We start from the raw sequence: 10,363 nt of genomic DNA, 5'->3' as shown, positions 1-10,363 counted from the left end.
ATGACCGATATCAACACCGATCTTTCCCGCCTCGACTGGAGCAAGGGCGAAGGCCTGTTGCCAGCCATCGTGCAGCATTGGCGCAGCGGCGAAGTGCTGATGCTCGGTTACATGAATGCCGCAGCGTTGGAGATGACGCAGCGCGAGGGCAAGGTCACTTTCTATAGCCGAAGCAAGCAACGCCTGTGGACCAAGGGCGAAAGCTCCGGCCATGTGCTGGCGCTGAAATCGATCCGCATTGATTGCGATGCAGACACTTTGCTAGTCCAGGCCAAGCCGCAAGGGCCGACCTGCCATCTGGGCACGTCGAGTTGCTTCGGCGAGAGCGCCAGTGTGAGTTCGCCGCTTGGGTTCCTCGCCGAGCTGGATATGCTGGTCGAGCAGCGTTATGCCGAGCGGCCCGAGGGCAGCTACACCACGCGTTTGTTCGAGGGCGGCATACGTCGCATCGCGCAGAAAGTAGGTGAAGAGGGCGTCGAAACCGCGCTCGCTGCCGTAGCACAAGATGATGCGGCACTACTGGGAGAGGCGGCCGATCTGGTCTTCCATCTCATCGTGGCATTGCGTGCGCGAGGCCTTGGCCTGAGCGACGTTACGCGTTTGCTTTCCGAGCGGCATGCACAACGCTGATGCCGGTGCCCTGGACTCTGATTCAGGGGTGAATCGTGTTCCTGTCCACAAAGGCCTTATTCGCGAAGGACTTGCGTAAGGACTCGTTAACGTTAATATCCCTCCCCGTCCATGCGGGATGTTTCTAGTTGGAAATTTCCTAATTAGGCTTTAGCCGTCCAGGAGAGGGCGGCCATCCGACAGGGGGGCTCGAGCCAGAAGGCTCGTCGTCCGGATGCGTATCGATGTACGTGCAGGCTCTTTGCTGAGTGCTTGGCCGATGACCATGAGGGCATCGGTATACGTCGACGGGAACGGACATGAATACAATTTATCGTTTGGTGTGGAGCACCGCACAGGGTGCCTGGGTGGCCGTGTCGGAGCTGGCCCGGGTTCGCAGAGGTGGCGGGTTGGGGGCCAGCACACTGAGAGCGGCGGCGTTGACGCTCGCGCTATCGCTGACCGGCATCGGACCAGCACTCGCTCAGAGCGTGACGCTCGGCGTCTACGACCCCCAGATCAACGATAACAAGGTCGGCCAGCAGATCGTCGGGGCCGGCAACACCATGACCATCTCCGGGCCGCAGCAATTTCTTGCGGGCGACAGCGGCGCGCGCAACACCACGCTGGGAGCGTTGAACGGCAGCGGCAACATTGTCAGCGGTTTGCAGTGGATCGGCGCGGGGCGGCTCAATCCCGGGACTATCAACTTCGGCGTTACTGTGCCCGACCCAATCACCGGCGGCACGCGCGTGGTGTCCACTTATGCCACCGCCAACCTGACGCCACTGACGCCAGTGGATATGACGACGTCGGTGCCCGACGAGGTGAATGTCAACGGCGCGCAGTACATCGACGCCCGCGTTGGCACGGTGACCAACGCCGGTGGCGCGCTCAACGTCAATATCGGTACGGCCGGGGCGCTCTCCACCGCCAGTACCAATGGCTGGACTATGGCGGCTAAGCAGTCTTCGCTGTTCTACGCCGACGGCAGCGCGGGTGCCGCTAGCAGCATCAACTGGCAGTCAAACAATCGCATCACCTTTATCGGCGATGTCGCCGCTCCCAATCAGCCGCAGAACTATTCCGTCACTTATGTCTCGAGTTACGGCGGCAGCTTCACCGTCACCACGCTCGACGGCGTGGCCAATACGAAGACGGTGAACAATGACAGCGACCTGCGCACTTACAACGACTGGCTGATCAGCCAGATCCGTGCTGGCAACCTGGATCCAACGCAGTACACCAACGAGTTCAACAAAGCCTATACCTCGTCGACGCAGAACATCGGCTACAACATCTCCGCCAACAATCCCGCGGATGAGATCGCGCAGCCGATCGGCCTACGCGTGGTGATGCATACGATTGGCAACAACGGCAGGGCCACGGTCAACAGTGGGGCCAAGCTGGAGGTGGTGAACTCGAACGGTGGTGCGATGCGCGCGGAGAGCGGCGGCACGCTGATCAATAACGGCACGCTGGCCACTACGCATACCTCGGGCGACGGCACGGCCATGTTCATGACCGGCAGCAGCTCGGGTACCAACAACGGCGTCATCAACGGCAATTTCTTCCTCAACGCCAATGGCAGCACGGTCGATGGTGCCTACGGCTCCAACGTCGTCGACCTGGCGGCTGCCAGTGCCTTCACCAATAACGGCATCATCAATCTGGCCACTGGTGCGACCAACGGCGCGGGCGCGTCAGCGGGCATCCGGCTCAATGGCAATAGCAACGCAAACAACGCCGGCATCATCAATGTCGGTGTGACCGGCTCGAAGTCGAATGGCTCGATGACCGGCGTGCTGCTCGCCGATGGCACCGGTCAGTTCACCAATACCTCCAGCGGCACCATTTATATCGGCCGCGGGCCGCAGACCAGCGCGGGCACTACGCCCGCCGATGTCGCGGTAAACCAGGGCACGCTGACCGCCGGCATTACCGTCAACGGCAGCGCCACGGCAAACAATCAGGGCACCATCACCATCGGCAGCAAGACGCAGAACGCCGCCGGCATCGTGGTGAACAATGCGCCCAATGCCACGGTGAACAACAGCGGCACAATCAACATCAACGGCAAGGCGGCGACGGTGCCGCGCGAGAACGACGGCATCCTGGTGACCAACTCGGGTTCGGGCGGCGCCATCAGCAACTCGGGCACGATTAATCTCAACGGCGTCAACGGTGTCGGCATCAAGGTGCTGAGCACCAATGCGAGTGCCTCCACCATCAGTTCCAGCGGCACCATCAATGTGGCTGGTGGCGCTGACCCGGGCAGCGGCACGCGCAACTTTGGCGTGTGGGTGGAAGGACAGGCGTCGGGTACGGCGACGGCAAATGTCAGCGGCCCGGTGAATTTGCTGGGCGATGGCGCCATCGGCATTCATGCGCGCGGTCGCGCGACGGTCGATGTGCTGGCGGGTGCTGAGCCAACCTTCGCCAACGGCACCAAGCAGATTGCGTTCTTCGCCTATGGCACCAACGCCAAGATCAATGTTGCCAGCGATACGCTCAACGTAACGACGACCGGATCCACTTTGTTCCGCATGGAGAACGGTGCGGGCTTCGATGGCACAGGCTTGAATCTGACTGCTTCGGGGGCGAATTCAGTCGCGGTGCTGGGCACTGGCGCGCCTTCTGTGGTTAACACCAAGAACGCGCAGATCCAGGTCACTGGCGCCGGCGCCACGGGTGTAGTGATTGAAGGCGGTGCGGTGGGCACGATCGACGCCGCGACTACCATGCATCTTTCGGGTGTCGGAGCGGTGGCGGGTATCGTCGATGGCCAGAAGCACAGCCTGACCGGCGCGAATACCGGTTCGCCAGTGAGCACGACGTCGCTCACCACGGCCGCCACGCTGACCGAAAGCCAGACTGCGCTGACCGGCTATATCGCACGCAACAGCGCCAAGCTGACCAATACCGGGCACATCACGTTCTCCGGTGCGCATTCCACCGGCATCCGTGTGGAGTCGGGTGCGACTGCGACCAACAGCGGCAATATCACCGTGCAAGATGGCGGCACCGGCATCCTGGTCGATGGCAGCACGGGCAACAGTGCGACTACGGCCAATACCACGGGCATCGTCACGGCAAACGGCGGCAGCGTCGCTGATCGCACGCGCGGAGTGATCGCCACCGGCAGCAAGGCGGTGGTGAACCTGCAGAACGGTGCGCAGGTGCAGTTGAATGGCGTGGGTGCCGTCGGTGCCGAAGCGGTCAACGGCGGTACGGTGAATGTATCGGCCAGCGCGTTGCCTGTATTCGCCAATACCGACCAGATCGCGTTCCATGCGCTGGGTGCCGGTGCGCAGATCATCAGCGCCGCCAGCGCAGTGGATGCCAGCACGGCCAACTCCACGATCTATCGCATCGACGATGGGGCCACACTGGCTCTTAGCGGCTCGCCTACGTTGACAGCTTCGGGAGCCGGGGCACGCGGTATTACCGGCTCGGGCGCGGGCACCCAGGTCACCAGCGGCACGGCAACGTTCAATGTCAGCGGCGCGGGCGCTTCCGGCATCGAAGTGGATGGCGGTGCGGTGGGTACGCTCAGTGCGGGTGCCACGGTGAATCTCAGCGGTACTGGCAGCATCGGCGGCATCGTTGACGGGCAGAAGACCGATATCACTGGCGCCACTGTGGGTGCGCCGGTGGCCACGACACTGACTAACAACGGTACGGTCAGTGGCGCGGGTGCCAATGCGGTCGGTTTCATTGCCAGGAATATGGGCACGCTGGTGAACGCCAGCGCGGTCAACCTGACCGGCAGCGGCAATACCGGTGTGTGGTTGCAGAGTGCAGGCACGCTGACCAACAACAACAGCATCCACGTTGCCAACGGCACCGGCGTGCGCGTCGAAGGCGCGCAGTCGCAGATCCTCGGTCTGGGCACGGTGACGGTAGACACCGGTGTGGCTGGCATCCAGCTGCTCAATGGCGCGCAGACCTCCATCGATGGGCAGGGCGGCAGTGTGGTCACTCATGGCACGGCGCACGGCATCCTGCTCGATACGGGCGCGTCGTCGCTGAAGGCCACCAATGCCACCATCACTACCGACGGCACCGGCAATGGCATCGAGAATGCGGCGGAAATCGGCACGGTGTCGTTGAGCAACCTCACCATCAATACTGGCAACGGTGCGGGTATTCGTACCGCCACGGCGTTCGATCCGGCGTCGACGGTGACGATGAATGTCGCTGGCTCGGGTACAGGCTTCGCCTTCCGCAACGCGGACGGCTCAACGGCCAGTAGTGCGCTGAACCTGAGTCAGAACTATGTGGTGAACGCCAATGGTGTCGGTGCCACCGGTATCCAGGCGTTTACGTCAGGTGCGGTGACGACAGCGGCGACTGTCAATGTCACCAACGCAGCCGGCGGGTCTGCGCTAGTCGCGGGGACAGCTTCCAGCACATCCAACACCGGCAAACTGGTCTCGGCCAGCACGGCGTCGCCGGTGGTGGATCTGTCCAACGGCACGGGGACGAGCTTCACGAATACCGGCACGATCCAGGCCAGCAGCCCGGCCGGCCCGGCCATTCGCGGCAGTGCCGGCAACGACACGATTTCGCTCACGGGCGGATCGGTGCGAGGCGACATCGCCACTGGCAACGGCAGCGATAACTTCAGTTGGACGGCCGGCACGCTCAACGGCAGCCTGAGCATGGGCAGCGGTCCCAACAACCAGGCCTTGGTGAAAGGCGTGGACTTGTCCTCGACCTATCACCTGACTAGCGGTGTCGGCAGCGGCAATACGCTCACGCTGGACACCATCACGTCGCGAGGCGGTTCCTTTGCCGCGGACGATCTCAGCAAGGGCGTCAATCTGGGCAGCGGCTGGAACACGATCAACTTCACCAAGACCGCGTTCACGCTGACTGACAACCTCAGGCTTGCCCACAGCGACGTCAATATCGACTCAGCCTCGACACTGTTTGCTGGCGACAATGTGCATCCGGTGATTTCCGACCCGACCCCCGGCGGCGTGCATGTCACCAACGCCGGCACCATCGACTTGACCAACGGGGCAGGCTCACCGGGTAACAGCCTGACTATCGACGGCGATTACATTTCGCAGGCTGGCAAGATCAATTTGATCACTACGCTCAATCTCGGCAGCGCCCTGAGCAATCAGTTCACCGATCGCTTGCTGGTGCAGGGCAACGTCACGGTACCAGGCGGTGCGACGGTGTTGAACATCACACCATCGACAGCAAGCACGGGTGCGTTGACCGACTTCAACCACAACAGTGCGGTGGATGCGAACGAAGGTATTTCGGTGGTGCAGGTGGCGGGCAGTTCCACGCCGGACGCGTTCCGCCTGGCCGGCGGCTATCTCGCCGCAGGTCCCTGGCAGTACGGGTTGTATGCCTTCGAGCCCGGTTCGAGCTCGGCGACACAGCGCGTGGTGGCTGGCTCGGGCAATCAGTTCTGGGACTATCGCCTGGCTAACATCTACGTCTGCGAGACGGATTGCGTACCCGCCACCAAGGCCAATCCGCCGCCAACACCTCCGCCGGGCGATCCCGCGCCACCACCGCTGCCGCCGGCCACGGTGACTCCGCCACCGGCGGTCACCGAAGCGCCGAACGATGGCTGCGTGGTCAATGGCATCGATAAGTGCGCGCCGGGTCGTCCGGCGGTGACGCCGCAGGTGCCATCGTATATTTCGGCGCCGGGTGCGCTGGCGTCCTATGGGTTCCGGGTGCTCGACAACCTGCACAAGCGCCTGGGCGAGATCCGCCATGAAACCGAACTGGATGATGGCCAGGGTGGCGAAGCGTTCGCGCGCTACATCGGTGGCGACTACACCTACAAGACCGACATGCGCTTCAACGAGTTCGGCTACGACTACGACCAGCACATCAGCGCGCTGCAGGTCGGCGCCAACATCCTCAATATCGATGCCGAGAAGTCGGCGATGCGTGCCGGTGTGGCGTTTACGCATGGGCGCACGCGGGTGGAGCCAAAAGCGGTAGATGGCTATAGCCGCACCAAGTTCTACAGCAACAGCATCGCCATGTACCTGACCTGGCAGCATGTCAACGGCTTCTATGTCGACGGCGTGGTGTCGGGCGAGCGGCATCAGGGCGATGTGAGCATTGCGCGCATGCAGGATGTGGGGCATCTACGCGCCACCGGCTGGACGGCATCGGTGGAAACCGGTTATCCGTGGCGTTTCGACAACGGTTATACGCTGGAGCCGCAGCTGCAATTGGCGCGTCTGCACGAACGCATCGACACTCTGGTTGATCGCGACGGCACCCGCGTGAACTACAACGACTACGACCAGACTATCGGCCGCTTGGGCGTGCGCCTGACCCGCACCTGGGATCGCGGCAACGGCCAATTCGGCACGCCGTATGTGCGTCTTAACTACATCAAGGGCTGGGGCGGACGTGCACGGGTGAACGTGGGTGACGAGACGGCACCGTCGATCGATCAGACCTTTATCGGCGGCGCCTACGGCCAGGCGGTGGAGCTGGGACTGGGCGGGACGTATTCGCTGCGCAAACAGCTGTCGTTCTACGGTGAGGCCGACTATCAGAAAGAGATCGGAAGCGGCGGCACGCGCGGTTGGAGTTTCAATGTCGGCGCGCGCTGGGACTTCCAGTAAGGCATAGCCTGCCGGTCAATGCTGACCGGCAGGCGCAGTCTTCAGAAGACCCGCCGGGTGCGGCGGCTGGAACGCCACTACCGGGCCCGGCGTGATGCTCTTGCGCCATAGCGCGAGTTGATCGGCGATGCCGTTGCCGATGTCGATCTGCGGTTCGGAGGGTGTGAGTTCGTCTTTCTTTTCCCACTGGCCGATTTCGCCACTGGCCTGTTTGAAGGCCTCGATTAAATCCGGCGTGCGATTGAGCGCGTCGACCAGCCAGGCGCGGCCGAAGTAGGTGATGTCCGAATCGCTGCCGCAGCCAAATGAGCTGCGGTCAGTGCGTGCGGCGGTGAGCACCAGGGTGCCGGGGCCATGCAGCTTGGGTACGAAGCCGCCGGAATAGCAGGCATTGACCACGACCACTTTCCACTTGAAGTGGTGCTTGTTGAGGATGTCGGCCAGATCGGGGGCGCCGATCTGGTCCAGCGGCAATGGATCCAGGTCGACCAGCAGGTTGTGATCCTGGTCGCCGTGGCTAGTGAGGTAGAGCATCAGGATGTCTTCATCCGGCTTCATCACGCCAGCCAACGTGTCGAGACTGCTTTCCAGATTGCTCCAGGTCGCCAGTGGATGTTGCTCCAGCGTGTCCGGGTTGTTGGCTAGCACCAGCGGATGCACGGTGGCGCCGAAGCGGCTGGTGAAGAGTATGGCCGCGTACTCCGCCTCGTTGCGGAACACATCTTCGCCACCGTCGCCCGCAAACGAAACCAGGTAAAGATTGGGCTTGCCCGCGACGCGCGGGGTCAGCTTCGCCAGCGCTTCGCGCAGCAGACGCGGCTGGGTGTAGACCACCTGTTCCGGTGTGGGGCCTTGGGCGGGCCAATTGTCGAGCGCGCTGTCGTCGGGTTTGTCGCCGCCTGCCTTCTCATCGTCCGGCTCCCCGCTGCTGCCCGGCATGGCCGGCCCCGCTTGTGTGGCCGCAGTCGTTGCTGCCGGTGAATGGGTAGCTGGCGACAGGGGGGGGCGATGCGACAGCACAAGCATCAGCAGGACGCCGGCGGCGAAGGCGAGCAGGGCGGTGAGGGCGATACGCATGTCGGGGCTCGCGCGGGGATGTGAATCAGAGAGTGATGGCGTCGAAATCCGTATACGCCGGATGGTGCGGTTCGTCTGGAACGGTCAGCGGCGGGCGCAGCAGCCAGGCGGTATGGAAGCCGGCGGCCTTGGCGGCGTCGAGCTCTTCGGAGATGTCGGACAGGAACAGCAGATGCTGCGGTAGCTCGCCGATGGCTTCGGCGATCTTTTCGTAGGAGGCGCTTTCGCGCTTGGGGCCGGTCTCGGTGTCGAAATAGCCGGCGAACATCGGCGTCAGGTCGCCCGCCTCGCTGTACTGGAAGAACAGCTTCTGCGCCGGCACCGAGCCGGAGGAGTACACGTAAAGATGCAGCCCGTCGCCGCGCCAGGCATGCAGGCGTGCGGCGACTTCGGGGTAGAGGTGGGCGCGATAGTCGCCAGCTTCGTAGCCATCCTTCCAGATCATGCCCTGCAAGGCTTTCAACGCAGTCGACTTGCGGTCCTCATCGATCCAGCGCTGCAACAGTTCGATGATTTCCTGGCGGCTGGCTTCGACCAGGCCGGCTTCCTTCGCCGCCTCATGCAGCCAGTGCTGCACTTCGGGGCGGTCGACGTGAGTTTCCACGTAGGCAGGCAGGCGCTTGCGGGCATAGGGAAACAGTACGTCCTTGACGAAGCTGATCGAGCTGGTGGTGCCCTCGATATCGGTGACGATGGCGCGGATGACAGTCATGCGAGTTGCCGTGATGCGGGGGCATCAAGCTTACCCGCGGCGCGCACAGGCGCCTACCGGATTTCCGTCTTGCGGTGGGGTTTCCCCGGGCTGGTTCACATCCTGGGGAATGAGGTCAGGCGGCGGCCGTGGCCGAAGTGTGCGGGGTCATGCGCGGAAAGCGCTGGGCGATGTCTTCGCCGGTGAAGTTGGCGACCCAGCCGTCCTTGTTGGTGAACAGGCGGATGGCCACGAAGTACGGCGCCTCGCTCATATCGAACCAGTGGCGGGTGCCGTCCGGCACGCCGATCAGGTCGCCCTGTTCGCACAACACGTCGTAGACCTTGCCGTTGATGTGCAGGGTGAACTGGCCGGCGCCGGCGACGAAGAAGCGCACTTCGTCCTCGCTGTGGGTGTGCTCGCTGAGGAACTTCTGGCGCAGGGCGGCGCGTTCCGGGTGATCCGGCTTGAGGCTGATTACGTCGACGGCCTGGTAACCCTCTTCAGTCATCAGGCGATCGATGTCGGCGCGGTACGCCGCGATGACCTCGTCCTGGCTGGCGCCGGGCGCGACCGGTTGGCTGGCGTCCCATTGCTCGAAGCGCACACCGACTTGCTTCAGCTCGGCGGCGATGGCGGGGTGATCGGTATGGGCGGCAAGCGGTGCATGCGGTTGCAGTTCGTCAAAAATGCGCAGACGGCTCATGCGGACAACCTCCTCAAATCCAGTTCGCAGCCCAGCAGGAATTCCAGGGCTTCCAGGTGGCGGCGCGTCTCGGCCATGTCGCGGCCCCAGGTGTAGATGCCGTGGCCGTTGATCAGGTAGGCATGCAGCGGTTTGCCCGAATCCAGCCAGGCGTCGACCTGGGCCACCAGTTCCGGCATGTGCTGCGTGTTGGGGAATACCGGGATGAACATCTCAGCATCGTGCGTGGTCTGGCCGGCGATGGCCTTCTGCAGTTCCCAACCTTCAAGGCGTATCACACCTTCGTTGGCGAACAGGCGCGAAGCTACGCTCTGGGTGCGCGAATGAGTATGCAGCACCGCATTCATCTCGGGATAACGGCGATAGATCTGCGTATGCAGATCGGTCTCAGCACTCGGGCGCGCATCGGTGCCGACGGCCTTGCCATGCATGTCGATCAGCATGATGTCGTCGCGGCCCAGCTTGCCTTTATCGCGACCGGAGATCGTGATGGCTGCGTGGTCCGCATCCAGGCGCATCGAGAAATTGCTGCTGGTTGCGGGTGTCCAGCCGGCGGCAGCGAGTTCGCGCGCGGCGTCGGCAATCGCGTCTGCGCGCTCCGCGAACAGGGCAGGGGAAATCGTGGCGGGAAGGACCTGGCTCATGCGGAATGGACGTCCAAAC

General features: G+C 63.1%; 6 protein-coding genes. 2 read left to right on the top strand and 4 right to left on the bottom strand.

Going from position 1 to position 10,363, the window contains the following annotated elements; all coding sequences use genetic code 11:
- Together hisIE and BM338_RS15840 are read left to right on the top strand one after the other, a co-directional pair.
- The gene (gene hisIE, locus BM338_RS15845; protein ID WP_090452345.1) at positions 1–630 is read left to right on the top strand and encodes a bifunctional phosphoribosyl-AMP cyclohydrolase/phosphoribosyl-ATP diphosphatase HisIE; all 630 of its coding nucleotides are present in this window, start codon (positions 1–3) and stop codon (positions 628–630) included.
- 299 nt (positions 631–929) lie between these two features.
- The gene (locus tag BM338_RS15840) at positions 930–7,226 is read left to right on the top strand and encodes an autotransporter outer membrane beta-barrel domain-containing protein (RefSeq protein WP_090452342.1); all 6,297 of its coding nucleotides are present in this window, start codon (positions 930–932) and stop codon (positions 7,224–7,226) included.
- A gap of 15 nt (positions 7,227–7,241) precedes the next feature.
- Here BM338_RS15840 and BM338_RS15835 read toward each other — a convergent pair whose 3' ends face one another.
- From BM338_RS15835 to BM338_RS15820, 4 genes are all read right to left on the bottom strand, one after another.
- A complete protein-coding gene (locus BM338_RS15835; protein ID WP_090452340.1) occupies positions 7,242–8,303 on the bottom strand; it encodes a C13 family peptidase in 1,062 nt (353 codons plus the stop codon).
- Positions 8,304–8,328: 25 nt separating this feature from the next.
- Positions 8,329–9,015: an acireductone synthase gene (mtnC, locus tag BM338_RS15830; RefSeq protein WP_090452338.1), complete on the bottom strand. Its 687-nt coding sequence runs from the start codon at positions 9,013–9,015 to the stop codon at positions 8,329–8,331.
- Between the two features lie 115 nt (positions 9,016–9,130).
- Entirely contained in the window at positions 9,131–9,700 is a 570-nt protein-coding gene (locus BM338_RS15825) for a 1,2-dihydroxy-3-keto-5-methylthiopentene dioxygenase (protein WP_090452336.1), read from the bottom strand.
- Positions 9,697–10,344 (bottom strand): methylthioribulose 1-phosphate dehydratase, encoded by a 648-nt coding sequence (locus tag BM338_RS15820; protein ID WP_090452334.1) that lies wholly within the window; start codon positions 10,342–10,344, stop codon positions 9,697–9,699. Before BM338_RS15820 ends, BM338_RS15825 begins: the two co-directional genes overlap by 4 nt.
- Positions 10,345–10,363: the final 19 nt, after the last annotated feature.

Origin of the sequence: Dyella sp. OK004, from assembly GCF_900114495.1 — a bacterium.
GTDB lineage: Bacteria > Pseudomonadota > Gammaproteobacteria > Xanthomonadales > Rhodanobacteraceae > Dyella_D.
The sequence above is the reverse complement of the archived record's forward strand: the minus strand, read 5'-3'. Positions and strand labels throughout refer to the sequence as shown.

Excerpts from the sequence above, each read along its gene's own strand:
- hisIE (WP_090452345.1), top strand. The coding sequence starts at position 1 with ATGACCGATATCAACACCGATCTTTCCCGCCTCGACTGGAGCAAGGGC.
- BM338_RS15840 (WP_090452342.1), top strand. The coding sequence starts at position 930 with ATGAATACAATTTATCGTTTGGTGTGGAGCACCGCACAGGGTGCCTGG.
- BM338_RS15835 (WP_090452340.1), bottom strand. The coding sequence starts at position 8,303 with ATGCGTATCGCCCTCACCGCCCTGCTCGCCTTCGCCGCCGGCGTCCTG.
- mtnC (WP_090452338.1), bottom strand. The coding sequence starts at position 9,015 with ATGACTGTCATCCGCGCCATCGTCACCGATATCGAGGGCACCACCAGC.
- BM338_RS15825 (WP_090452336.1), bottom strand. The coding sequence starts at position 9,700 with ATGAGCCGTCTGCGCATTTTTGACGAACTGCAACCGCATGCACCGCTT.
- BM338_RS15820 (WP_090452334.1), bottom strand. The coding sequence starts at position 10,344 with ATGAGCCAGGTCCTTCCCGCCACGATTTCCCCTGCCCTGTTCGCGGAG.